The organism is Anaeromyxobacter sp. K (assembly GCF_000020805.1).
Lineage (GTDB): Bacteria > Myxococcota > Myxococcia > Myxococcales > Anaeromyxobacteraceae > Anaeromyxobacter > Anaeromyxobacter dehalogenans.
This window is the reverse complement of record NC_011145.1, coordinates 886,699-909,566: the sequence shown is the minus strand read 5'-3', so window position 1 is coordinate 909,566 and position 22,868 is coordinate 886,699. Positions and strand designations below refer to the sequence as shown.

Annotated in this window: 20 protein-coding genes and 2 CRISPR repeat arrays; of the genes, 8 read left to right on the top strand and 12 right to left on the bottom strand. The window is 74.2% G+C overall.

The features are described from left to right. Positions 1-44: 44 nt before the first annotated feature. The 6 genes from ANAEK_RS03980 (at position 45) to ANAEK_RS03955 (ending at position 5,376) form a co-directional block, all read left to right on the top strand. On the top strand, positions 45-563 hold the full coding sequence (locus tag ANAEK_RS03980) for an adenine phosphoribosyltransferase (RefSeq protein WP_012524861.1): 519 nt from the start codon (positions 45-47) through the stop codon (positions 561-563). A 53-nt stretch (positions 564-616) separates the two neighbouring features. Then, entirely contained in the window at positions 617-1,483 is an 867-nt protein-coding gene (locus ANAEK_RS03975) for an MBL fold metallo-hydrolase (RefSeq protein WP_012524860.1), read from the top strand. Further along, positions 1,480-2,712 (top strand): glycosyltransferase family 2 protein, encoded by a 1,233-nt coding sequence (locus ANAEK_RS03970; RefSeq protein WP_012524859.1) that lies wholly within the window; start codon positions 1,480-1,482, stop codon positions 2,710-2,712. The genes ANAEK_RS03975 and ANAEK_RS03970 overlap by 4 nt, the downstream gene beginning before the upstream one ends. A gap of 28 nt (positions 2,713-2,740) precedes the next feature. After that, positions 2,741-3,448, top strand: coding sequence for an oxidoreductase (locus ANAEK_RS03965; RefSeq protein WP_012524858.1), 708 nt, complete (start codon positions 2,741-2,743; stop codon positions 3,446-3,448). An 18-nt stretch (positions 3,449-3,466) separates the two neighbouring features. Further along, positions 3,467-4,561: an AI-2E family transporter gene (locus ANAEK_RS03960; RefSeq protein ID WP_012524857.1), complete on the top strand. Its 1,095-nt coding sequence runs from the start codon at positions 3,467-3,469 to the stop codon at positions 4,559-4,561. Positions 4,562-4,677: 116 nt separating this feature from the next. After that, a complete protein-coding gene (locus ANAEK_RS03955) occupies positions 4,678-5,376 on the top strand; it encodes a hypothetical protein (protein ID WP_012524856.1) in 699 nt (232 codons plus the stop codon). 24 nt (positions 5,377-5,400) lie between these two features. Here ANAEK_RS03955 and ANAEK_RS03950 read toward each other — a convergent pair whose 3' ends face one another. Further along, the gene (locus ANAEK_RS03950; protein ID WP_012524855.1) at positions 5,401-7,062 is read right to left on the bottom strand and encodes an HNH endonuclease signature motif containing protein; all 1,662 of its coding nucleotides are present in this window, start codon (positions 7,060-7,062) and stop codon (positions 5,401-5,403) included. 337 nt (positions 7,063-7,399) lie between these two features. On the opposite strand from ANAEK_RS03950, the gene ANAEK_RS03945 reads away from it, so the two are divergent. Both ANAEK_RS03945 and ANAEK_RS03940 read left to right on the top strand, forming a co-directional pair. Next, entirely contained in the window at positions 7,400-7,615 is a 216-nt protein-coding gene (locus tag ANAEK_RS03945) for a hypothetical protein (RefSeq protein ID WP_012524854.1), read from the top strand. 124 nt (positions 7,616-7,739) lie between these two features. Next, complete coding sequence (locus ANAEK_RS03940) at positions 7,740-7,931, top strand: hypothetical protein (protein WP_012524853.1); 192 nt, start codon at positions 7,740-7,742, stop codon at positions 7,929-7,931. 87 nt (positions 7,932-8,018) lie between these two features. On the opposite strand, the gene ANAEK_RS03935 is transcribed toward ANAEK_RS03940, so the two are convergent. From ANAEK_RS03935 to casA, 11 genes are all read right to left on the bottom strand, one after another. After that, positions 8,019-8,867, bottom strand: a complete 849-nt coding sequence (locus ANAEK_RS03935) for a sigma-70 family RNA polymerase sigma factor (protein WP_012524852.1) — start codon at positions 8,865-8,867, stop codon at positions 8,019-8,021. Next, on the bottom strand, positions 8,864-9,412 hold the full coding sequence (locus tag ANAEK_RS03930) for a hypothetical protein (protein ID WP_012524851.1): 549 nt from the start codon (positions 9,410-9,412) through the stop codon (positions 8,864-8,866). Before ANAEK_RS03930 ends, ANAEK_RS03935 begins: the two co-directional genes overlap by 4 nt. Before the next feature lie 295 nt (positions 9,413-9,707). Beyond that, a CRISPR array of direct repeats spans positions 9,708-10,530; the repeat unit is 29 nt; unit sequence GGGTCGATCCCCGCGCACGCGGGGAAGCC. Positions 10,531-10,573: 43 nt separating this feature from the next. After that, complete coding sequence (gene istB, locus ANAEK_RS03925) at positions 10,574-11,353, bottom strand: IS21-like element ISAnsp4 family helper ATPase IstB (RefSeq protein ID WP_012524850.1); 780 nt, start codon at positions 11,351-11,353, stop codon at positions 10,574-10,576. Beyond that, positions 11,350-12,582: an IS21-like element ISAnsp4 family transposase gene (istA, locus tag ANAEK_RS03920; RefSeq protein ID WP_012524849.1), complete on the bottom strand. Its 1,233-nt coding sequence runs from the start codon at positions 12,580-12,582 to the stop codon at positions 11,350-11,352. The genes istB and istA overlap by 4 nt, the downstream gene beginning before the upstream one ends. A 119-nt stretch (positions 12,583-12,701) precedes the next feature. Further along, positions 12,702-16,769: direct repeats of the CRISPR family, unit length 29 nt; unit sequence GGGTCGATCCCCGCGCACGCGGGGAAGCC. A gap of 64 nt (positions 16,770-16,833) precedes the next feature. Then, positions 16,834-17,163 carry a type I-E CRISPR-associated endoribonuclease Cas2e gene (gene cas2e, locus ANAEK_RS03915; RefSeq protein WP_012524848.1) on the bottom strand — a complete coding sequence of 110 codons (330 nt, stop codon included), beginning with the start codon at positions 17,161-17,163 and terminating at the stop codon, positions 16,834-16,836. Continuing rightward, positions 17,135-18,019 (bottom strand): type I-E CRISPR-associated endonuclease Cas1e, encoded by an 885-nt coding sequence (gene cas1e, locus ANAEK_RS03910; RefSeq protein ID WP_012524847.1) that lies wholly within the window; start codon positions 18,017-18,019, stop codon positions 17,135-17,137. The genes cas2e and cas1e overlap by 29 nt, the downstream gene beginning before the upstream one ends. 3 nt (positions 18,020-18,022) lie before the next feature. Beyond that, positions 18,023-18,727 (bottom strand): type I-E CRISPR-associated protein Cas6/Cse3/CasE, encoded by a 705-nt coding sequence (locus ANAEK_RS03905; protein ID WP_232288363.1) that lies wholly within the window; start codon positions 18,725-18,727, stop codon positions 18,023-18,025. 16 nt (positions 18,728-18,743) lie between these two features. Then, on the bottom strand, positions 18,744-19,484 hold the full coding sequence (cas5e, locus tag ANAEK_RS03900) for a type I-E CRISPR-associated protein Cas5/CasD (protein WP_012524845.1): 741 nt from the start codon (positions 19,482-19,484) through the stop codon (positions 18,744-18,746). After that, positions 19,484-20,713, bottom strand: a complete 1,230-nt coding sequence (gene cas7e / locus ANAEK_RS03895; RefSeq protein ID WP_232288362.1) for a type I-E CRISPR-associated protein Cas7/Cse4/CasC — start codon at positions 20,711-20,713, stop codon at positions 19,484-19,486. The genes cas5e and cas7e overlap by 1 nt, the downstream gene beginning before the upstream one ends. 25 nt (positions 20,714-20,738) lie before the next feature. Continuing rightward, positions 20,739-21,212, bottom strand: a complete 474-nt coding sequence (gene casB, locus ANAEK_RS03890) for a type I-E CRISPR-associated protein Cse2/CasB (RefSeq protein ID WP_232288361.1) — start codon at positions 21,210-21,212, stop codon at positions 20,739-20,741. Between the two features lie 49 nt (positions 21,213-21,261). Beyond that, the gene (gene casA / locus ANAEK_RS03885; RefSeq protein ID WP_232288360.1) at positions 21,262-22,860 is read right to left on the bottom strand and encodes a type I-E CRISPR-associated protein Cse1/CasA; all 1,599 of its coding nucleotides are present in this window, start codon (positions 22,858-22,860) and stop codon (positions 21,262-21,264) included. Between the last annotated feature and the right edge of the window lie 8 nt (positions 22,861-22,868).

The window sequence follows — 22,868 nt, the reverse complement described above, 5'->3', positions numbered from 1 at the left end:
CGCGCTCTGATGGCAGCGCGGATCCCGTGGTAAGGTGCGCCCCCATGATGGACGCCGTCCGCGCCAGGATCCGCGACGTTCCCGACTTCCCGAAGAAGGGGATCGTCTTCAAGGACATCACCCCGGTCCTCTCGGATCCGCACACCTTCCGCGAGGTGATCGACGCGTTCGTCGAGCGCTGGAAGGGCGAGCGCGTCGACAAGGTGATCGGGATCGAGTCGCGGGGCTTCATCTTCGCGGCGCCCATCGCCTACGCGCTCGGCGCCGGCTTCACCATCGTGCGCAAGCCGGGGAAGCTGCCCTGGGAGACCATCCGCGAGGTCTACGCGCTGGAGTACGGCGAGGGCGCGCTGGAGCTGCACATCGACGCCATCGGGCCCGGCGACCGGGTGCTGGTGGTGGACGACGTGCTCGCCACCGGCGGCACCGCCGGCGCGGCGGGCCGGCTGGTGGTCCGGCAGGGCGCGGAGCTGCTCGGCTACGCGTTCCTGGCCGAGCTCTCCTTCCTGAACGGCGCGCGGCAGCTCGGGCACGCCAAGGTCCACTCCCTCCTGACGTTCTGATCGCGACGCGGGCCGCGCGTGCCCGCCCGCGGCCGCGCGCTTATGATCGCGGCGTGACCGCGCCCGCGCACCGCACGCTCAAGTTCCTCGGCACCGCCGGCGCGCGCTTCGCCGTGTCCACCCAGCTCCGCCACTCCGGCGGGCTGGTCTGGTCGCTCGACGGCGCCACGATCTGGGTGGACCCCGGCCCCGGCGCGCTGGTCCGCGCGCTCTCCTCCCGGCCGAAGATCGATCCCGCCAAGGTGGACGCGCTGGTGATCACGCACCGGCACCTCGATCACGCCGGCGACGCCACCGCCGTGGTGGAGGCCATGACGCGGGGCGGGTTCTCGCCGCGCGGCACCCTGCTCGCGCCGCGCGACGCGCTCGAGACCGAGCCGGTGGTGTTCCGCTACGCGCAGGCGTTCCCGGCGCGCGTCGGCCAGCTCGCGCCCGGCGTGCGGCACGCGCTCGCGCCCGGGGTGACGCTCGAGACGCCGGTCGCGCACGACCACGGCGTCGAGACGTACGGCTACCTGCTCTCCGCGCCCGGCCTCCGCGCGGGCCACGTGGTGGACACGTTCTGGATGGACGCGCTGCCGGAGGCGTACGCCGGGGTGGATCTCCTGCTGGTGAACACCACCCGCCTGCGCGGGGGCGACCGCCGCTACCTGCACCTCGGCGCGGACGACGCGGAGCGGCTGGTGGCGGCGGTGCGACCGCGCCTGGCGGTGCTCACGCACCTCGGGATGCAGCTCCCGCCGCGGACGGCGGACGCCGCCGCGCTCGAGATCTCGCGGCGCACCGGGGTGCCCACCCTGGCGGCGCGGGACGGCTGGCTGCTCGACCTCGACGACCTCCCCGCCGCCGCCGCGCGCGCCGGGTCCCGCGCGCCGGCGGCGGATGCCGGGACGGCCCCGGAGGGCGGGCCCGCCGCGTGAGCGCGCTCGTGCTCGCGCTCGCGGCGCTGGCGCTCGCGGGGTGGGCGCGGGTGGCGTGGAGCGGCCTCCGCAGCGATCGCGCGCTGGCCCGGCTCGAGGACCTCCCCGCGCCGCGCTCGGTGCCGCGCGTCTCGGTGGTCGTCCCTTGCCGCGACGAGGCCCCGCACGTCGAGCGGGCGGTGCGCTCGCTGCTGGCGCAGGACCTGCCCGGCCTCGAGGTGGTGGCGGTGGACGACCGCTCCCGCGACGAGACCGGCGCCATCCTCGACCGGCTCGCCGCCGCCGAGCCCCGCCTCGCGGTCGTGCACGTGCGCGAGCTGCCCGCCGGCTGGCTGGGGAAGAACCACGCCTGCGCCGCCGGGGCGCGGCGCGCGCGGGGAGAGTGGCTGCTATTCACGGATGGTGACGTGGTGTTCGGGCCGGGGGCGCTGCGCCGGGCCGTCGGCCACGCCGAGGCGCTCGGGCTGGGCCACCTCGCCGCGGCGCCGCGCTTCGTCGCCCCCGGGGCGCTGGAGCGCGCGTTCGTGGCCGCGTTCGCCGCGTTCGCGGCCGGGGCGTTCCGGGTGTGGGAGCTGCCGCGCGCCGGGACGCGCGGGTTCGCCGGGGTGGGCGCGTTCAACCTGGTCCGGCGCGACGCGTACGAGGCGGTGGGCGGGCACGCGCGGCTGCGGCTCGAGGTGGTGGACGACGTGAAGCTCGGGCTCCTGCTGCGCCGCAGCGGCGTGCCGCAGGGGCTGGTGAACGGCGGCGCGCTCGTGTCGGTCCGCTGGCAGCACGGCTTCGTCCCGTCGGTGCTCGGGCTGGTGAAGAACGCGTTCGCCGGCGCGGAGTACCGGGTGGCCCGAGCGCTGGGCGTGGCGCTCTGGGCCGTGTTCCTGGGCGCGGCGCCGCTCGCCCTCGCGCTCGCCGCGCACGGCGGCGCGGCCCGGGCGCTCGGCGGGCTCGCGCTCGCCGTGTCGGTGGGCGTGCTCGGGGTCACCGCGCGCCGGGTGGCGGGCGGGGGCGGCGCCGAGGGGCTGCTCATGCCGCCCTGCACCGTGCTCCTCGGGGCGGTGCTCCTCGCCAGCGCCGCCGCGGCCGCCTGGCGCGGGGGCGTGGTGTGGCGCGGCACCTTCTACCCGCTGGCGGCGCTGCGGCAGGGCTGCCTGCGGTGCGCGGACCTCCCCGAGGCCGGTGCGGCCGGCTGGCCGGACGCCCCGGCCGAGCGGGCGCGGCGGAGCGCGCCGTGACGCGGCTTCGGTGATAGGTTTCGCGCGAATGCTCGGCCCGACCATCTACACCGAGGCGTCCGTGCTCGCCGCCTGGGACGAGACGGCGCCGTTCCGCGGCATCCGCCTGGCGCTGCCGCCCGCGCTGGCGCGCGCCCACCGCGCGCCCGGACAGGTGGTGAAGGTCCGGACGGCGGCCGGCGAGGGCTTCTTCGCGCTGGCGAGCGCGCCGTCCCCCGACGCCGTGGTGGACCTGCTGGTGAAGCGCGGCGGCAAGGTGGCCGACGCGGCCATCGCCGCGGCCGCCCCCGGCGCGACGCTCGCCGTCACCGAGCCGTTCGGGAAGGGGTTCCCGGTCGAGGAGGCCGCCGGGCGCGACGTGCTCCTGTTCGCGGCCGGGTCCGGCATCGCCCCGATCCGCGCGGTGGTGCAGCACGTGCTCGCGCACCGCGACGGCTTCCGGCGGGTGACGCTGTTCTACGGCCAGCGCCACGGCGCCGAGTTCGCCTACCGCGCCGAGCACCTCGCCTGGGAGCGCGGCGGGGTCCGGCTGGTGCTCTGCCCCTCCGGCGAGGACGACGCCTGGCCCGGCGTGCGCGGCCGGGTGCAGGAGGTGGCGCGCGCGCTCGCGTTCGGCGGCACGCCGCCGGAGGAGACGGTCGCGTTCGTGAGCGGGATGACCGCCATGGTGGACGACGTGCGCCGGGTCCTCGCGGGCGCCGGCATCCCGCCGCAGCGCGTGTTCGCGAACTTCTGAAGCACCGAGGAGGTGTCGGTGACCGCGACGCCCGACAGCGACCTGCACGCCCGCCGCCTGCTGCTCGCCCTGCTGGCCATGACGCTCCTCCTCGCCGGCTGGATGGTGAGGCCGTTCTGGGTGGCGTTCTTCCTGGCCGCGGTGCTGACCGCCGCGCTCCGCCACTGGATGGAGTGGCTGTCGGCGCGCCTCCGCGGGCGCCGCGCGCTCGCCGCCGGGCTGCTCACGGTGGGCGTGCTGCTCGCGGGGGTCATCCCGGTCGCCGCGCTCGGCGCGGTGCTGATCCGCGAGGCGGTGGACGGGATCCAGTGGCTGCGCAGCGCCCTGCAGAGCGAGGGGGTCTGGGGGCTGGTGAGCCGCCTGCCGGGGCCGATCGAGGACCTCGCCCACCGCGCCGTCGCCGCGCTCGGCGATCCGCAGCGCCAGCTCCAGCAGCTCGCCGGACAGGGCGGGCAGGCCGCCGCGGCGGTGGGCGGGGTGCTCGCCGCCACCGGCACGTTCGTGCTGCAGACGGCGATGATGCTCATCGCGCTGTTCTTCTTCCTGGTGGACGGGCAGCGGCTCATCGCCTGGGTGGACGCGCGCGTGCCGCTGCGGGCCGGCCAGTTCCGGACGCTGGTGGAGGACTTCCGGCGCACCACGCTGTCGGTGGTGGCCGCGACCGCCGCCACCGCCGGGATCCAGACCGTGACCGCGCTCGCCGGCTACTTCATCGCGCGCGCGCCCAACCCGATCTTCCTGGCGGTCCTCACCCTGCTGGTGGCGCTCATCCCCGCGGTCGGCGCGACCGCCATGGTGCTGGTGGTGGCGGCGCTGCAGTTCGCCACCGGCCACACCGTGTCCGGGATCTTCCTCGCGGTCTGGGGCGCGGCGGTGGTGTCGCTCGTGGACAACGTGGCGCGCCCCTACCTGCTGAAGGGCGGGATGGCGCTGCACGGCGGCGTGGTGTTCTTCGCGCTGCTCGGCGGCCTCGCCGCGTTCGGCGGCATCGGGCTCATCCTCGGCCCGCTCGTGGCGACGTTCCTGGTGACGGTGCTGAACATGTACCGCCGCGAGTTCGGGAAGCCCTCCCAGGCGGACGAGCCCGCCGGCGCGCCGCCCGGCGCCGCCTGACGAGGGCCGCCGCTCGCACACCCGCCGCCCGGCGCGCACCTCTCGGCACCCGGCGCGACGCACGGCCCCGCCCGCCCCGTTCCCGTGAACGCGGGACGCGGCTAGAGTGCGCCGCCATGAACCCGATCCGCCTCGCCCTGGCGCTCGCCCTGGCGCTGCCCCTGCTCCCGCAGCCGGCCCGCGCGCAGGTCCGCGCCCAGCTCCGCATCGACCTGCCCATCTCCCCCCGCCTGGTGGTGATCCAGCCCGGCGTCCAGGTGGTGCCCGAGTACCAGGACGAGGTGTTCCACCAGGGCGGATGGTACTGGCTGCGCCGCGAGGACCGCTGGTACCGCGCGCAGTCGCCGCGCGCCGCGTTCGTGATGGTGGAGCCGCGCGTCGTGCCGCGCGTGCTCGTGACGCTCGCGCCCGGCCGCTACCGGAACTGGCAGCCCGTGCAGGCGGCGCCCCCGCCTCCGCCGCCGCCCCCGCAGTACCGCCCCGCGCCTCCGCCGCCGCCCCCTCCGCCGCCGCGCCATGCGCCCCAGAACGTGGTGCGGGTGAAGGAGCTGAACGCCGGCTACGTGCGCGCGCGCGTCATCTACGCGAAGGAGGTCCGCGCCTCCGAGGGCCGGATCGGCCGCATCGCGCGCGACGACGAGTGGAAGCGCGGCATGCGCAAGCACGGCGGCGGCCGCATCGACGCCGACGATCTCGAGGCCGACGTGATCTACGCGAAGGAGATCAACGCCGACTGGATCGACGCCGAGGTGATCCACGCCAAGGAGCTCCGGCTCGGCGAGGGCGAGGACGAGCGCGACGACTGGCGTCGGTGAGCGCCGCCCCGGCGCCCGGGCCGCTCAGACGCTGCGCATCCCGGTGAACGGCACGCCGCCGAGGAGCCAGGTGAGCCCGTCCGGCGCGCGCCCGAAGACGGTCAGGTGGCCGGCGTGGACGCAGCGGAGGTGGTGGAACGCACAGAGCGCCACCTGGTTCTCCGCCTCGTCCCCGCCGCCGTGCGAGCGGAACAGCACGTGGTGCGAGTGGGCGGCGCGGTGGCTGCAGCCCGGGACCTGGCACCAGCCCAGGTCTCGCTCCCGCACCCGCTGTGAGCGGCTCGAGGTGCGCTTCAGGACATCGCCCCACTGCCCCAGGAAGTGCGCGGCCAGCACGGCGAGGCAGCTTCCGGCCGGTACGAGGCGGCCGACCCGCTTCCGGACCGTCTCCAGCGCCGCCGCGACGAGCACCGCCACCCGCCGGGGCAGCGGGACCGAGACCTTTCGCTGCGCACGCAGCTGCCGCTCCCGCTGGCCCTCGACCGCGCGCCGGAGCGCGACGCAGGTCATCGCCTTCGCCCGCGGGATCCACGACGCGAGCTCGTCCTCGGGCAGCCGCGCCAGGATCCGGCGCCGCTCGTAGGAGACGCCCTGCCGGCGCGCCTCGCGCAGCCCCGCCGACCTCGCCAGCCGCTCCTCGTGCTCCGCCCGCTGCTCCACCGCGCGCGCCGGCAGGCGCAGCCGTTCCTCGACGTAGTGCCGGAAGCTGGCGAACCCGAGGCGCAGGTGCATGCCGCTCCGGCGGACCGCGTATGCGCACGCGCCGATGACGTCCTCGAGCGTGGCGCGCGCCGCCGCGAGCTCGCGGAGGCTCCGGTCGATCTCCGGCGCCGTCGCGCCCTCGTCGAAGCGCACGTCCGGCGCCGGCCAGTCCTCCACGGGCGGAAGCAGCGGCCAGCGCTCCGGCTCCGCCTCGAGCGCGGCGCGCCGGGAGCGCTCGCCCGCCACGGCTCCCCGGAACTCCGAACCGAGCACCCGAGCGCCGTCGTGATCGCCGTCCGGCGAGAACTCCGCCAGGTACTCCTGCGCCAGCGCCTCCAGCCGCTCGGCCCGGGTCGAGCCCGGCATCACCCGCCCGGCGGCCTCCAGCGCGGCGTCCACCACGATCCGCTCGGTCTCGGGCAGCTGCGTGCGCAGGGTCAGCCACGCCTCGTTTTCCTCCTCCGGGCCGCTGCGCCCCTCCCGCCGGACCGCCGCTTCCAGCTCCCGCACCGTCTGCCCGGCCGCGCGCTCCACCCAGAACGCCTCCGCGTCGCCGGTCGCCACCGCGAGCACCGTCTCCGCGGCGCGCAGCCCGACGCGTCCCGACCGCAGCGCCTCGTGCAGGCGCGGCCGTGTGCCCAGCCCGTCCCCGAGCCGCGCCAGGCCCTCCGCCGCGCGCTTGCCGATCCCGAGGACCTCGCGCGCGTAGTCATCCAGGTGGTAGCCCAGCGCCGCGAGCCGCTCGCCGCGGCGGAGCGCCGCCAGCCCCTCCGCGATCGCGACGTCGATCGCGCCGCGGCCGCGGGAGGCCCACGCCAGGATCTGCTCACACTCGTCCGCCTCCGGCTCGCCGCCACGGAACCAGCGGTCCAGCTCCGCGCGGCTGTACGGCAGCAGCTCGCGGAGCGCCAGGAGCGCGTGCTCCGCCGTGGCGGTGCCCGGCACGTCGGCGGCCCCGAGGCCGGCGATGGGAGCGGCGTCCATGCGCGAACCATCGCACGCGCGTCTGACACTATCCGTGAACCCGGAAGGAGCGTGCGCGCAGGGTCACCGAGCGGCGCCGGCGCTCGCCCCCGCTCCGCCGAGCACGGCTGACCACCGAGACGCTCGCCCGGAACCCCGCTGCTCGGCGAAGGGGCAAGCCGGTCATCTCCGTGCTGCGCCTGACGAAGACGTGGGCGGAACGTTCCGTGCCATTCGGTGTGGAATTCGGTGCGGGGCACCCCGTTCGACCCTTAAGATCACGGTGCCGCCCCTCGCCTGCGCGCCGCTCGCTCGCCCGTGTCGTGGCGCGACGCGAACCCGTGGACCGAGGTGCCGCATGCCATCGAGCTACTCCGAGCTGAAGGTTCGGACCCATGTCGTCGGCATCGAGCGGCTCGAGCCGCTCCGGTGGCGCGTCAGCGTGGACGGACGGCGGCTGTTCACGTTCTGCTCGGAGTCGCGCGCCCGGAGCGCCGGGCGCCTGGAGGCGCACCGCCTGGACCTCGCGAAGCGCGAGCGGCTCGATCCGCGGACGCGCCGGTCGGGGCCGTGACCCCCGGGACGACCCGTCGGGCGGCCGGGTAGCGCACGGCGAGCCGCCCGTGCCCACATTCAAGGCGACCGGAGCCGCCGCCGGAGCACGCCCGCTCCCGACCCGGCCGGCCGGGAGAGAGCCCATGGACGCCCAGTCGCAGACCCCAGCCTCGCTCGTCCACTTCTACGACACGCGCACGCACGCCATCGCGTGCGGAGAGCACGGTCCGGATCGCCGATCCACCAAGCATCCGCGGCAGGTGACGTGCCAGTCCTGCGTCGCCCTGTTCGACGCGCCCCGCGCGCTCGCCGACGACGCCGGCGCAGTCTCGTGATCCGGTGGGGCGCGCGCGCCGCCCGCCGCGCCGCCCCGAGCCGACGCGGGCAGGACACCGTGAGACCCGTGCGAGCCCACAGGCACGCTACGAGAGGTGGCGGAGCTTGTCCGGGTTGCGCACGGCGTAGATCCCCACCACCCGCCCGTCGCCGATCTCGATCGCCAGGGTCTCGACGCCCTCCGGGCCGTGCACCACGAAGCCCGGCATGCCGTTGATCCATGCGGGCTGGTAGGACCTCGCACCCGGGAAGGCGGGGTGCTTCACGATCTTCTCGAGGAACCGCACGATGGCGGCCCGGCCCTCGAGCGGCTGGAGCACCGCCGCGCGCTTGCCGCCGCCGTCCGCGTAGAACACCGCGTCCTCCGCGAGCAGCCGCGAGAGCGTCCCGAGGTCGCCGCTCGCCAGCGCCGCCTGGAACGCGTCGGCGAGCCGCCGCGCCTCCTCGTCGGACGCGCGGAAGCGTGGCCTCGCCTCGCGCACGTGCCCGCGCGCGCGGGCCGCGAGCTGGCGGACCGCGGGCTCGGAGCGCTCCAGCACGCCGGCCACGTCGGCGAAGCCCATGTCGAACACGTCGTGGAGCAGGAACGCGGCGCGCTCCAGCGGCGAGAGGCGCTGCAAGGTGACGAGCAGCGCGATCGAGAGGTCGTGCGCCAGCCCCGTGCCCTCCGCCTCCACCAGCGGCTCCGGCAGCCACGTCCCCACGTACTCCTCCCGCTGGGCGCGCGAGGACTTCAGACGGTCGAGGCAGAGCCGCGTGACGGTGCGGATGAGGTACGCGCGCGGCGACTCGACCCCGTCGCGCGCCGCGCCGTTCCAGCGCAGGAACGCGTCCTGCACCACGTCCTCCGCCTCGGCCACCGAGCCGAGCATCCGGTAGGCGACCTGCACCAGGTCGGCCCGGTGCGGCTCGAAGCCGCTCGCCGCGTCGGTCACGCCGCCGCCCCCCGCACCACCGCGACCGGCAGGTCGCCCACGTGCACGCGCTGGCACGACTTGCCGTGGCCCATCGCGTACTTCAGCGTCGGGTAGAGCCGGCCCGCATTGATCGCGAACGCCAGCGACACGAGCGCGCGCGGACCCCAGCGCCCCACGATCTCCTCGCGCAGCCCGTCCGCCTCGGGCGCGTGCGCGAGCACCGCGCGTGCGTAGCGGACGCCCAGCCGCACGTCCTCCGGCATCCGCGCCAGGTCGTTCGAGAGCACCGCCTGGAGCACGTCAGCCGGGACGCCGTGCTCGAGCGCCATCGTGACCCCGAGCTGCGTGCAGGGCCCGCAGTCCTCGCTCGCCGTGACGACGATGCCGACGCAGGAGTGCACCGCCACCGGCACGTCGCGCTTGTAGTACCCGAGCTTCGCCGCCCGCATGAACATGCGGAACGCCTTGAAGTCGGTGTCCAGCAGCTCGCGGACGTAGCCCGCGTCGTACCCGTACTTCGCCTCGAACGCGGAGAGTTGCCTCCGGATCAGCCACTTCAGCATGTGTCGTCTCCCGTTCCGTCGATCTACCGGGAAGACGAGCGGGGAGCGCGTGGTGTGACATGGCGACGGCGGCGAACGTGGCTCGCTTGGGGGCACCCCGTGCGCATCCGGGTGACGGTGCAGGAAGGGCGGCGGGTGGCCTCTCGGTTGCTGGCGCTGGATGGGACGGAGCGCCGTCGCGGGGACGCGCGCGTGCGGGTGGTCGGCCTTCGTCCGGCGCTGCCGAAAGTGAGTCGCGGGCGGAGCGCGCACGCATCTGCCGCGGGGGCGGAGCTTCGTCCCCCGCCCCCGGCGCCGGTTCATGCCCGTGTGCGCGGGGAAGCCGCGACCGAGGACGAGGCGGGCACCTCCACCGCGGGTCGATCCCCGCGCACGCGGGGAAGCCCCGATGCCGAGGAGGAAGACCTCCTCGTGCGTGGGTCGATCCCCGCGCACGCGGGGAAGCTTGGTTCTCCGCGAACGACGGCTGGCTCCACGGGGGTCGATCCCCGCGCACGCGGGGAAGCCAAACACGGGAGCGACGATCCTGTGCTTGCGCGGGGTCGATCCCCGCGCACGCGGGGAAGCCCGGGATGAGCCTCAGACCGGCGTACATGGTCGGGGTCGATCCCCGCGCACGCGGGGGAAGCCCAGGTCTTCCTGCCGCAGAACGTCGACGTGGTGGGTCGATCCCCGCGCACGCGGGGAAGCCCCCAGGACCGACGACCGCGAGAACATCACCGGGGGTCGATCCCCGCGCACGCGGGGAAGCCCGCGACCGGCTGCGCGAGGTGGCGCCGCTCGCGGGTCGATCCCCGCGCACGCGGGGAAGCCGTGCTGCGCATCGTCGGCCTCGTGCTGTGGCCGGGTCGATCCCCGCGCACGCGGGGAAGCCCGGCACTGGCACTGGAACAGCCACTTCCCGGTGGGTCGATCCCCGCGCACGCGGGGAAGCCCGCGCTCGGCCAGCGCCTCGAGCCGGACCTCGGGGTCGATCCCCGCGCACGCGGGGAAGCCCGACGCGGGGCGCGCGGTGAAGGTCGGGGGTCGGGTCGATCCCCGCGCACGCGGGGAAGCCAGAGAGACGATCCCGGCGGGCGAGCGGACCGAGGGTCGATCCCTGTCAAACGACAGGAAGATCTGACCCCGTTACGACACTAAAACTGACCCCCTCCCTCCCGGTCAGTTCGCCTTCTCGGCCCTACCCAGCAGGCCCGTCTTGCGCTTCTGCTTCAGTCGGTAGCTCTCGCCCTGGATCATCAGCGTGAAGCTGTGGTGCAGGAGCCGGTCGAGGATCGCGGCGGCGAGCACCTCGTCTCCGAACACGGTTCCCCACTGCGTCACGACCTGGTTCGTCGTCACGAGCATCGAACCCTTTTCGCACCGCCGCGCGACGAGCTGAAAGAACAGGTGCGCGCTGCGCTTCTCGAACGGCAGGTACCCGAGCTCGTCCACGATGAGGAGCTTCGGCTTCGTGTAGAACGCGAGCCGCTCGCCGAGCTGGCCGTCCGTCTCTGCCTTCGAGAGCGCGCCCAGAAGCGCCGTCGCGCTGGTGAAGAGGACGGCGTAGCCGGCCTCGACGGCGGCGCGGCCGAGCGCGATCGCGAGGTGAGTCTTGCCGACGCCCGGCGGGCCGAAGACGAGGACGTTCTCGGCCTGGGCGACGTAGCGGCCGACAGCGAGCTCCCGGACGAGCTTCTGGTCGACGCTCGGCTGGAACCTGAAGTCGAAGTCGTCGAGCGTCTTCACGGTCGGGAAGTGCGCGATCTGGATCCCCATCGCCACTCGCTTGCGCTGCTTGGCACCGACCTCCTCGCGCAGGATCGTGTCGAGGAAGTCCAGGTAGGTCGGCTCGCCGCGGGCGGCGCCGGAGAGGACCGCATCGAGCTGCTCGGCGATGCGGCCGAGCCGCAGACGACCGAGGTGCTCCAGCACGCGGGCGCGCACGATTTCGGTGCTCACGCAGCACCTCCGATCACGGCCGCGTAGTCGTCGAGGCTACGGCCCAGGGCCGCGAGCGGCTGCGCGAGCGGCACGACGTTCTCGACCGGCGTGCGCCGCCAGAGCCCCTCGAAGTGCGCGGGGTCGACGACGCGAGCGTGCGGCTCCTGGGACCTCGCGTGGACGGCGACGAGGTCCTGGCCGTGGTAGACGCGGACCTCGGTCGCGGTGACGAGCGCCTCGACGTGCTCGCGAACGAGCCGGTGCGGCACGCTGTAGCGAACAGTGTCGATGTCGATGAGCGCGTCGTTCGCGACGCGCCGCTGCAGGCGGCGCGCGTGGGTCGGCAGCGGCCTCGCCGGAAGCGGTCGCAGCGCCTGGCGCTCGTCGCGCTCGAACCGCTCTGCGGGGCGCTCGTGGGTCGTGCCGTGGACGCGCTGGTCGGCCGCAAGCTGCCAATCGGCGAGGTGCGCCTCGAGATGCGCGAACGACTCACACTGCCGGCCGGCGATGGCGCTGCGCTTCACGTACTTCACGCCGGACTCGGTCTTGCCCTTGGTGCGCGCCCGGTACGGCTGGCACGCGCGCGGCTGCACGTCCCAGTCGCGGCAGAAGGCGAGGTACGCCGGGTGGAACGTCACCGTCTGTGCGTCGCGGTTGCGCGCGGCGACCAGGCAGCGCGTGTTGTCGCCGAGGACCTCGGCGGGCACGCCGCCGAAGTGCCGGAACGCGGACGCGATGCCGTCGAGCCACTCCCCCTGGCGCTCGTGGAGGAACGCCTTCACGAACCCCCGGCGCGAGTAGCTGAGCACCGCGGCGAGGAAGTGCACCGTGACTCGCTCGCCGGCGATCGAGACCTTCCGCTCGCCGAACTCGATCTGCATCTGCCGGCCCGGCGCCGTCTCGAAGCGCACCGTCGCGAGGTCGGCCGCGCGCTGCTCGCGTCGCCGCCCCGCCACGGCGCGCTGCACGGTCCGGACGCTCGCCTCGACGCCTCGCGCCGCGAGCAGGTCCGCGACCACGACCGCGTTGCCCTCGGCGGTGCCGTCGAACAGCGCCACCGCCTCGGCCCGCGCCGTCTCGTCGAGGCGGCGCGCCGCGGGCCGCTCCTGGACCTCGGCTCCCGGCCCGCCGCGCAGGTAGCGGCGCACCGTGTTGCGCGCCAGACCCAGCTCGCGGGCGATGCGCTTGGCTCCCCAGCCTCGTCCCGCGAGCGCGCGCATCTCCCGGACCGCCTCCGCCTCGACCATCGGCACCTCCGCGCTCGGGGGTGCCACAGCCAGCACTTCTCTGCCCATCTCCGCCTCCGCGTTCGAGGAGGGAGGGGGGGTCAGAATTAGTGTCGCGAGGGGGTCAGTTATCCTGTCGCTCTACAATCCCCGCGCACGCGGGGAAGCCAGCGTCGCGTAGGGCGCGGCCTGCGTGCCGGGGGGTCGATCCCCGCGCACGCGGGGAAGCCAGGTACCAGTCCCGCCCCCGACCCGGAGGCGGGGGTCGATCCCCGCGCACGCGGGGAAGCCGCATCAGTCGCCAGGCCCTGGACCCCGCCAGCGGGTCGATCCCCGCGCACGCGGGGAAGCCAGCGATCTTCCGGCGCGTTGCCGACGTGGAAGGGGTCGATCCCCGCGCACGCGGGGAAGCCGCATCTGGAACGGCAGGGCCGCAGCGAGACCCAGGTCGATCCCCGCGCACGCGGGGAAGCCAGCTCGAGGAGCAGTTCACGCGCCTCGCAGTCGGGTCGATCCCCGCGCACGCGGGGAAGCCACCGGCCCGACCATCGCCGGCGGCGACAAGGAGGGTCGATCCCCGCGCACGCGGGGAAGCCACCTACACCGGCGGTCGCCTAGCACTCGATGTGGGTCGATCCCCGCGCACGCGGGGAAGCCTCGACGCGCCAGCGCGGTCCGGTCGGTTCGAGGGGTCGATCCCCGCGCACGCGGGGAAGCCTGAGTCGCCGGTAGCTCCTCGAGCTGGCCGTCGGGTCGATCCCCGCGCACGCGGGGAAGCCGGTGCCGCGATGAGCGCGTCCACGCCGCGCGGGGGTCGATCCCCGCGCACGCGGGGAAGCCCCGACCTCCCTCGCCACCGCCGCCGCCATCGGTGGTCGATCCCCGCGCACGCGGGGAAGCCCCCGAGCGCGCCAGCGACACGACGGCCATCGCGGGTCGATCCCCGCGCACGCGGGGAAGCCGCGGGGCCGGTGGGCCACGGCTTCCCGCCGAGGGGTCGATCCCCGCGCACGCGGGGAAGCCGTCGCCTACGGACCGGACCCGGACGGTCACTCGGGTCGATCCCCGCGCACGCGGGGAAGCCAGGTACCCGGCGACGGCGGCCGGCGCGGGCGCGGGTCGATCCCCGCGCACGCGGGGAAGCCAGCGCGTCCCTGACCACCCGGGCCGCCCGCACGGGTCGATCCCCGCGCACGCGGGGAAGCCCAGTACGACCGCGACGGCGAGGAGCGCTCGCACGGTCGATCCCCGCGCACGCGGGGAAGCCGGCTCGGTGTTCGCCGCGCGGTAGCGGAGCCCGGGTCGATCCCCGCGCACGCGGGGAAGCCCGCGGCAACGCGATCCTGGCGCTGTTCGGCGCGGGTCGATCCCCGCGCACGCGGGGAAGCCTGACCAAGCGCGGTGACGTGCTGGAGCTGCTCGGGTCGATCCCCGCGCACGCGGGGAAGCCACGCCCGCGGCGGCCGGGACGTCCGCCGGCAGGGGTCGATCCCCGCGCACGCGGGGAAGCCACCCCGCGGTCGCTGACCAGCTCCGCTCCCTCGGGTCGATCCCCGCGCACGCGGGGAAGCCACCGCGCGGCGGCGGCTCTCGTCCCTTCCCCTGGGTCGATCCCCGCGCACGCGGGGAAGCCCTGCGCGGGCTTTTCTTGGCCCCGTCCTTGGAGGGTCGATCCCCGCGCACGCGGGGAAGCCCGATCTCGACGCCATCCAGCTCGAGGACTCGGAGGTCGATCCCCGCGCACGCGGGGAAGCCGCGCGCGGTCACGAGAGCCTCCCGGGCTTCGGGGGTCGATCCCCGCGCACGCGGGGAAGCCATGCAGGCCTCGTCGTAGTAGTCGCCCCAGACGGGTCGATCCCCGCGCACGCGGGGAAGCCAGCCCGGCCGTCGTCAACCTGGTGGGCGCCGGGGGTCGATCCCCGCGCACGCGGGGAAGCCGGGCACCGGCCGGTGCCTGGACAGGGCGGGAAGGGTCGATCCCCGCGCACGCGGGGAAGCCGCGATCGAGAGCGCCTCGCGGACGAGGAGGACGGGTCGATCCCCGCGCACGCGGGGAAGCCGCGAACTCGACCTCGATCCCGTCCACCCTGAACGGTCGATCCCCGCGCACGCGGGGAAGCCCTCGGCGCCGTGGTGGGTTCGTTCGCGGGCGCGGGTCGATCCCCGCGCACGCGGGGAAGCCGGCATCGGTCGCCACCTTGCGCGAGCCCATGGGGGTCGATCCCCGCGCACGCGGGGAAGCCGAGAGCTGCACCAGGTCGCCGTTCTCGATGTCGGGTCGATCCCCGCGCACGCGGGGAAGCCTCGGTGCTGTTCAACGAGGTTTTGCCCAACCCGGGTCGATCCCCGCGCACGCGGGGAAGCCGCCGCGGCCGAGCGCGCCGCTCGAGCTGGAACGGGTCGATCCCCGCGCACGCGGGGAAGCCGGCTGGTACTGGCAGCCCATCACCCTCGGCGAGGGTCGATCCCCGCGCACGCGGGGAAGCCACACGCCCCTGGGACTAGAAGGGCTCCTCACCGGGTCGATCCCCGCGCACGCGGGGAAGCCAACGCTGCCTCCTCCGCGCCGGTCGCCCAGCCGGGTCGATCCCCGCGCACGCGGGGAAGCCCGTCATCGCGGCCGCGACGCCCGGGTCGGTGACCATCTCGGCGAGGGGTCGATCCCCGCGCACGCGGGGAAGCCGAGCGGTGCAAGGCGGTCGAGGACGACCCGACGGGTCGATCCCCGCGCACGCGGGGAAGCCCTCTGGTCCTCGATCTCGAGCGTGGCGAGGCAGGGTCGATCCCCGCGCACGCGGGGAAGCCCTCCACGCAGCGTCAACCCGAGGAGGCGAGATGGGTCGATCCCCGCGCACGCGGGGAAGCCCACCCGCCCGTCGTCCTCACGACCGCCGCGCCGGGTCGATCCCCGCGCACGCGGGGAAGCCGCCTCCACGCGCGCGCCGAGCTCGGGAGCCTGGGGTCGATCCCCGCGCACGCGGGGAAGCCGAACACCAGGCAGCGCCGGCGAAAGAGGTCCGGGGTCGATCCCCGCGCACGCGGGGAAGCCCCGCGAAGATCGGTCCCCAAGGCGAGATCCGGGGGTCGATCCCCGCGCACGCGGGGAAGCCTCCTGCGCACCGTGGTGCGACGTGCCCTGGACGGGTCGATCCCCGCGCACGCGGGGAAGCCCCGAGCGCCATCGGCGACAGGACCTTCGTGACGGGTCGATCCCCGCGCACGCGGGGAAGCCTTGATGTGGGCGTGCCCGCCCAGGTGCGTCGCGGGTCGATCCCCGCGCACGCGGGGAAGCCATGACGTAGGTATCCGCGGCGCCGGCCGGGGTGGGTCGATCCCCGCGCACGCGGGGAAGCCGCAGTAGCCGCGTGACGGAGCCGGCGTTGGAGGGGTCGATCCCCGCGCACGCGGGGAAGCCAACTTCTGGATGGCCGTCGCGCTGAACGCGGCGGGTCGATCCCCGCGCACGCGGGGAAGCCCATGACGCGCTCGACGTACCTCGGTGCAGCGGGGGTCGATCCCCGCGCACGCGGGGAAGCCACCTACGTCATCGGCTGGAATGGCGCCTACGTCGGTCGATCCCCGCGCACGCGGGGAAGCCCCCTTCGTCCCGCGGCTGAACCCCTCGAAGAGGGGTCGATCCCCGCGCACGCGGGGAAGCCACGCCCTCGAGGAGCGCGAGGAACTCGTCCACGGGTCGATCCCCGCGCACGCGGGGAAGCCTCGTCCGCGTCGAAGTCGCCGGCGACCCCGCTGGGTCGATCCCCGCGCACGCGGGGAAGCCGTCCCGGCCAGCCCACGGTCTGCCACTGCTGGAGGTCGATCCCCGCGCACGCGGGGAAGCCCAGGGCTCCGGCAAGTGGCGCGACCGAATCGCGGGTCGATCCCCGCGCACGCGGGGAAGCCAAGCGCGCGCTGCGGGAGCAGGCCCGGCGGGAGGGTCGATCCCCGCGCACGCGGGGAAGCCGCTCCCGCCGCGGGGTGCAGGTCGGCGAGCCGGGGTCGATCCCCGCGCACGCGGGGAAGCCGATGAGGAGCGAGTCGAAGGCGATCACCTACGGGGTCGATCCCCGCGCACGCGGGGAAGCCGAGCTCGAGACGGAGCAGTTCGGGGCGCCGCAGGGTCGATCCCCGCGCACGCGGGGAAGCCCGCGTGAACGGCCTCACGTCCCAGGAGGCGCAGGGTCGATCCCCGCGCACGCGGGGAAGCCTCTTACATGAATGGGTATAGCAGCCAGGCGCGTTCCCTGCGCGCCTGGGCTGCCTATTCGGTTGTCATGGAACGAGCGAGGGTGCGCCCGGTTCAGCCGGTACGTCGCGGCGCGCCAACACCAAGCCATCTGCGACCCAGAGGTCCCGCGGCGCATCGCCCAACACGAGCACGCGCTGCCCGCCGGGCGCGGCACCATCGGGCCACGTCATCACGACGGCTCCCTGGCTCGCGTGCCGATGCCAGCTCTCCAGCACAGTCCAGGTACGCTCGCGCACCGAGGCGGTCATCTCCGGTGCCGTGTAGACGCCAGCCGCAATCTCCAGCGCGACCGACGCAAGGAAGCCTCGAAAGCGATCCGGCACGTCACGGGTCACGATGACCGTCATCGGCATCGAACATCTCCTTGATGCGGTCGATCATCTCAGGAATGACGTCCTTCTGCCGTAGCAGGCGACCCGCAGCACGCCTCGCGGTGCGCTCGAGCGGTTGGCGGGGATCGCGCGCGCACTCGCGGACCGCCGAGAAGGCGGCCGGCAGGGCTATCGCCGAACGGAACAGGTCGGCGACGTCGAGCGCGAACGCATTCCCCGAGTCCTCGTGGATGAACCCGAGCTGCGGGACCGTCCCGGTCACCGCCACCGCGACGAGCGCGGCAGCTTCGACCGCGCTCGCCGCGTGGTTGATCGCCTGGTTCACCGGGTCGTTCTGCTCTGGGCGTTGCCGGTCATATCGCCGGCCCGACCATGGAACCCCGTACTGTTCGGCAAGGCGCCGGTAGATCTCGCGCATGCGGGCGCCCTCGATGCCGCGCAGGACGGTGATGTCTTCGTCGGGCAGAACCTCGCCGAAGCGCCAGGCGTACATGCGGCGGGCGACGCGGAGCCGGCCGTCCGCGGCGCTCGCCCACGCCGTCACCTGCCGCCGAGCGAGAGCGGACGCGTCCGGGCCGAACGGCATGCTCGCGTAGAATCGCGTGCCTTCCTCTCCGACGGCGACGAGGCCCGTCCCGTGGCGCGCGAGCAGCCGGAGCGCGTCATGGCTGACGGTGGTCCCCGGCTCGAGGAGGACGGCGGTGACCATCTGGAACGGGATGGCGTAGTCGCCAGCGGGCAGGCCAGCCCAGCCCACGGTGCGAAAGCGGAGCGTCCCGTCCTCCACGTACAGGTTGCCGCGCGACAGCCAGAGCAGTCCGTGCCGGTCGCCCTGGGGAATGCGCGCGGTCTCGAGCCCGAGCCTGCCCTTCAGCACGCGTCACTCCGGCGGCCGCAGCAGTAGCATCCCGAAGCCAAACCCTCGATGCCGCCCCACCCCGCGCGCGAGCAGCGCCGCGAACGCCTCGGGATCGGTGACGTCCAGCTCGCCCGAGAACACCGCCTCGGGCCGCTCACCGCCGATTGCCTTGCGCTCCGGACGATGGTCCCGACGAACGAGGTGGGCTCGCTGATGGCCGAGCACGCGCGCGGAAACTATCCGTGCACCTCCTCGCCGCCCGAGCTCGTCCGCCAGCCATTCCCGGTACACCGCCTCCCGCTCGACGGTCCCCTCCGTTCGCCAGCACCGCGCCAGGAACGCGTCCACCTCCGCGCCGGCCCGCCAGCGTGGACCGTCGCCCGACATGCGCACCACCGGGCAGCACCGCACCTCGAACCCTACCCGCTCGCCGGTCCGCCACTGCCCCGGCATGGGCTTCTCGTCGAACGCGTTCCAGTCGCACGTTCCGTACACGTCGGGCTGTGCGAACTGCTGGGCGTGGCGCTGCAGCTCGGCTGCCGCCCGCGTCGAGTAGGCTAGTACTGCCACCGACCGGCCGGAGCCGTCGCGAACCGCGAAAGGGGTGGGAGACTCGGGCCCGAACATCTCCCGAAGCTGACAGTGGAGCAGGTAGCCGAGGTCGGTACGCGGCGGAAGCCGGCGGCGACGGCCCAGCTCGTAGAGCCGGCCGGAATCGAAGCGCATGCGCAGCATACGAAGCTCAACGGACATTCGCGACCTCCGGAGGCATGACCGACGTCTGGTGGACGATGCGGCGACCCACGACGAGCTGGTTGGCCCAGTCGCGCTCGTCGGTGACCGGGAGCTCGCGCACCAGCGGATCGGCGGCTTCGCTCCCCGGGATCCACGCCGCGAGCGGCGCGGGCTCGCCGCCCTCCCAGCGGTCTTTGGAGACCCGCTCGAAACTGGCAAGCGCGGCGAGCAGCGACGGGATCTGCAGCCGGCCGGCCAGGATGGGAACCGACGGCAGGCACGCCTTGCGTCCGAGGAACAGCGGTCGTTCCGGCTCCCGCAGCGCGCGCTCCACCGCATCGAGACCCGGCGACTCGGCCGGCGGGTCGAGCGTCACGGCGAGCGTGTACACCGCGTCGGCCCAGTAGGCGCGATATCGGATGTGCGTCCCGTCGGAGAAGGCGCCGTCGCGTCCCTCGACCGCGCCTCGCGTTGTCCAGCCGCGCTCCAGAAACGGCTGGCCGAGCGCGACCGTCTGGAAGTCCACCAGCCGCTGGCCGGATCGATCGCGCCGCACCGCGATGCGCAGCCTGCGCTGCAGCGCCTCGAGCCTGTCGCAGTCCCGGTGATCGTATCCCAGCGCGTTCGCGATCAGGCCCGCGACCATGGAGAGCCCGGGGAAATCCCCCACCTCGCCGTGGTTGTCCACGGCGACCCCACCGAAGGCGAGAAGCGGCGCGTCGAATCGGAGGATGAGCGCGTCGAGCATCACCCGCCTCGCACCTGGTCGGCGACCCAGGTCGCCACCTCGGCCAGACTTGCGTTCGCCGGAGCGCGCAGCACATCGGCCAGGCCGTCAGCCGGACCGATGGCCGCCAGCCGCCGCTGGAAGGCTGGCCCGTACATGCGATCGAGGTCGGCCGAGTGCCGCGCGAGCGCGCGATACGCTGCGGCGACCGGGTCCGGCTGCCGTGGGCCGGTGACGACCGGTTCCAGGAACGCGTTCGCCAGCGTGCGCGGCTGCGCGTTTCCCGACTCGGCGAGCACCAGGTGAGCGTAGGCGTGCGGCGCCGTCGAGCCGAGCTTGGCGCCGGGAGAGACGGTCGCGACCAGCTTCACCATGCGCTCGGCGAGCTGGGCCGCGAGCTTTCGGTCCGCCTTCTCCCACGCCTTCCGATCTACGCCTTCGAGGTTCGAGACGAGCAGCGGCACGTCGATGACGACGTACCCGTAGAACAGGCCGGACGTGAGCTCGGCGTTGCCGATGTGTCCGCTGCCCTGCCCGTCCTCGGTCCGCGCCATCGGCAGGTCGTCCACCGCGGAGAAGTAGTCGGTCTCGGTCGCCTCCCCGTGAACGGTGAATGCATGCGCGACGTGCAACGCCGCGTCGCCCCGTGCGAGGATGTCGCTCGTCACCATCCGACCGAACATGGCGGCGTCGAGACCCGCGCCGAGGCGCAACTCGCGCAGGTTCTTGCGCCCGTCCGCCCCGAGGTGGTCCGAGACGGCCTTGGCGATCTTGGCGGGATCGGGCTTCTTGCGGCAGACCGTGCGGGCGAGCTCGAGCAGGTAGGCCACCTCGGGCCGGCCGAGCACGGTGATCTGGCCAGTCTGCAGCGTCGACTCGGTCTTGGCGTCCTTATCCTCCTCCTCCTCTTTCTCGTCGGCCCTGGCGTCCGCCTTCGCCGCCTTGGCGCTCTTTCCGAGCACCTCGCTCATGAGCGCCCGCGTGACCTCGCGCGCGAGCTCCGCCGGGACGCCCTCCCCCACGAGCGGCTGCACCACCAGCTCGTCGAAGGTGTAGCGCGAGCGGACCGACATCGGCTGCCCCAGCCCGGAGAGCGCGCCCTCGCCCTCGAACGTGCGCCAGTGTCGCTTCAGGCACTGTGAGGAGACCCGGGTCCGGGTCACGCCACCGAACGGAATCCGCTTGGCGAACCCCGCGTCGTCGCGGTTGAGGAGCGAGGCCGGGTAGGAGGTCAGCGTGTGGATCTGCACGAACCTGTTCATGGGTAGCCTCGGGTCAGTCCTGCGTGGAGCGCTGCTGGTAGAAGCTGCGCGCGAGCGAGCGGCGGGTCCGCTCGGCAGATGGTCCGCCGTCGTTGAGCACGAGAGCGGCCAGGTCGGTCCAGTCGAACTCAGCCGCCTTGGAGGCGAGGAACGCCGCGGCGGCCCGCACCTCGCGGAAGAGCTGCGGCCCCGAGGCGCGCAACAGCCGCTCGAAGCGGAGCTCGGAGAAGCCTGCCTCGGCGAGTGCGGCGCCGGCCCGGCAGCGCGGTGCGTGAAGGCCGGCCGTGAGCGCCATCCCGCACATGACCGCCGCCCAGCTCCGCTCCGCCTCTTCGCGGGCCTCACCTCCGGAGGGAAGCGCATCGTCGAGATACGCGGCCGCGAGTCTCCAGAAAGCCGGCGAGGCCGGATCCTCCGGAGCGAGCCGCCGCAGCGCAGCCACATCGCCGGGCGACGCAGCCGCGATCGCGCGCGCCAGGGCGTTCACCCGGCTCGAGAGCGTCCGCTCGTCGGAGCGCTGCGCAGAGGACTCCTCCTCAGGCTTCATGTCGTTCCTCCTTCTCCAGGTCGAATGCAACCTTCACGTGCTTTCGGGCCGAGCCTTCGAAGACCCGCTCGGCGGCGGCGATGGCGCGATAGCGACGCGCGATGGGTACGGGAGCCACCTCCAGCGCCGACTCCAGCTGCGCACGAGCCAGCTCGAGCACGGTCCTCGCCCAGTCGTTCCGGGCGCCGTCCACGTCGCGAGTGAGATCCGCCCAGAGGCGCTCGAAGAAGATCCGATCGACCTCGGCGTCGTGCGCGTCGAGCCACGGATCGGCGCGGCGGTCCTTGAACTTGAGATCGTCCGGCGCGCCCTGCAGGTACGCCAAGATCGCGGGCTTCAGCACGAGCCGCTGCACATCCGCGGCAAGCTGGACGCGCTCGCGCGCGAGCGCACCAAGGAGCGCGCGCCGCTCGTCGTCCGCGAGCCACGGCAGCACGTCTCCGGGAACCGGAAGGCGCCGCTCATGGTAGCCGCCGGTCTTGCCCATCCCCCGCGCGAGAACGGTGGCGACGAGCTCGACCTCCCGGTCTGCCCGGCGCGGGAGCTGCGTCGCACCGGGCTCGTACTCGTCCCCGAGCAGCCGCTGCAGCACGCGGTACGAGAAGCCCGCCTCGGTCGCGGTGAACGCCTTCCCCTCCGCCTTCTGGACCGGAGTCCATGGGTCCCCGGTGTTGCCCCGGAGATCGCCCGCGCTGATGCGCGCGGCCGCGGTTCCGGTGGTGTGCGCATCGATCCCGCCGTCGCTCACGTCCAGTCGGACGCGCCGGCAGACCTCGATGAAGAGCGGATCCAGCTCGCCGGGCGTGATCGCAGAATTCCCGTCCCACGGCTCGAGCCAGAGCAGCGAGATCCCTCCGTGCGCCTTGTACCCTCGGCCCGCCCGAATGGAGTCGCGAACCTCGAGGAGGACGGAGACGTCCCGCCGGAAGCGCGCGCCGAGCGCGTGGCCCGGCGCCAGACCAAGGCCCGGCCTACTCCCGGCGCCGCCGTTCATCCGCGCAATGCCGTAGTTCGCCCTTCCGGAAAAGCCCTGCATCGTCTGCAGCGAGACGAGCGCATACACCCAGTGCTCCGGCCGCGCGTTCGCGGCCCGCGCCGCCTTGACGTCGTGGTTCTTGGAGGTGACGAGCAGGTCCAGCTCGTCGGACCGTGCGAGCCGTGACTTGAAGGCGGCGAGCGTCCCCTCCGGCACGGGCGGTTGGAGGAATGCGGGGCGGGACACGTCCGGCACCACCAGCGTCCACGGCTCATGACGCCCCCTGGTGAGCGTCTCGAGCAGCTCGCGCCAGCGCGCCGCCTTGAGCTTCGGCGACCGATCTTCGCCGCGTTGCAGAGCGATCGCGGCGAGCTGGACCAGGAACGCGTGCCATGCGTGCTGCTGATGCGCCTGCAGCGCCGAGAAGCCCTCGACCTCGTCCTTCCCGAGCGCCTCAAGCACGCCGGGAAGGTCGAGGCGCCCGCGCGAGCCGTCGCCGCGCGCGATCCCGAGCAGCGGCTCGTCCAGCAAATCGTGAAGGGGCAGCGATCTCGTCGGTGGTTCGCCCCGCACGTCCCTCCCGCGTGCGCTCTTCGCGCGCTTCCCCGTCACCCCGCTCC

What these genes read in the sequence shown, in the direction of transcription:
- ANAEK_RS03980 (WP_012524861.1), top strand. Translation starts at nt 45, where the DNA reads ATGATGGACGCCGTCCGCGCCAGGATCCGCGACGTTCCCGACTTCCCG.
- ANAEK_RS03965 (WP_012524858.1), top strand. Translation starts at nt 2,741, where the DNA reads ATGCTCGGCCCGACCATCTACACCGAGGCGTCCGTGCTCGCCGCCTGG.
- ANAEK_RS03955 (WP_012524856.1), top strand. Translation starts at nt 4,678, where the DNA reads ATGAACCCGATCCGCCTCGCCCTGGCGCTCGCCCTGGCGCTGCCCCTG.
- ANAEK_RS03950 (WP_012524855.1), bottom strand. Translation starts at nt 7,062, where the DNA reads ATGGACGCCGCTCCCATCGCCGGCCTCGGGGCCGCCGACGTGCCGGGC.
- ANAEK_RS03945 (WP_012524854.1), top strand. Translation starts at nt 7,400, where the DNA reads ATGCCATCGAGCTACTCCGAGCTGAAGGTTCGGACCCATGTCGTCGGC.
- ANAEK_RS03940 (WP_012524853.1), top strand. Translation starts at nt 7,740, where the DNA reads ATGGACGCCCAGTCGCAGACCCCAGCCTCGCTCGTCCACTTCTACGAC.
- ANAEK_RS03930 (WP_012524851.1), bottom strand. Translation starts at nt 9,412, where the DNA reads ATGCTGAAGTGGCTGATCCGGAGGCAACTCTCCGCGTTCGAGGCGAAG.
- istA (WP_012524849.1), bottom strand. Translation starts at nt 12,582, where the DNA reads ATGGTCGAGGCGGAGGCGGTCCGGGAGATGCGCGCGCTCGCGGGACGA.
- cas2e (WP_012524848.1), bottom strand. Translation starts at nt 17,163, where the DNA reads ATGCCGATGACGGTCATCGTGACCCGTGACGTGCCGGATCGCTTTCGA.
- ANAEK_RS03905 (WP_232288363.1), bottom strand. Translation starts at nt 18,727, where the DNA reads ATGCGCTTCGATTCCGGCCGGCTCTACGAGCTGGGCCGTCGCCGCCGG.
- cas5e (WP_012524845.1), bottom strand. Translation starts at nt 19,484, where the DNA reads ATGCTCGACGCGCTCATCCTCCGATTCGACGCGCCGCTTCTCGCCTTC.